Origin of the sequence: Cobetia sp. MMG027 (genome assembly GCF_027947415.1) — a bacterium.
Lineage (GTDB): Bacteria > Pseudomonadota > Gammaproteobacteria > Pseudomonadales > Halomonadaceae > Cobetia > Cobetia marina.
Genome location: NZ_JAQJIO010000046.1, coordinates 1 through 319, shown reverse-complemented (window position 1 = coordinate 319; position 319 = coordinate 1). Strand labels below are relative to the sequence as shown.

The window sequence follows — 319 nt, the reverse complement described above, 5'->3', positions numbered from 1 at the left end:
TAGCCATTACATCTAAATACACAGGAACATTTTTATTTAAAATGATAGCAACTGCCAAACCTAGCGTTGTAGTTACTGCGATACCTATTATAAAAGCAGTAAAATTAAATCTTCCTCTAGAATCATTTTCTCGCCCAACTACTTCAAGGAAGTGGTCGTTGCATTCTGTTACTAAATAATTGCCATTTAGTGAATCTTTCACAGTAATCACTCTGGACCCAATTTTATCCAAGCTACAAAAATGAATTTATCAGATACTTATTAAATAAAAATCCCGCAGCCAAGGCTACAGGATCATCGAATACAGATATCTCCTAGG

At 34.5% G+C, this 319-nt stretch carries 1 protein-coding gene; it reads right to left on the bottom strand.

The window, feature by feature from the left end; all coding sequences use genetic code 11:
* Positions 1-202 (bottom strand): hypothetical protein (locus tag PJK54_RS17805; protein WP_271303528.1); only part of this gene is annotated, 202 nt, incomplete at its 3' end.
* Positions 203-319 lie beyond the last annotated feature (117 nt).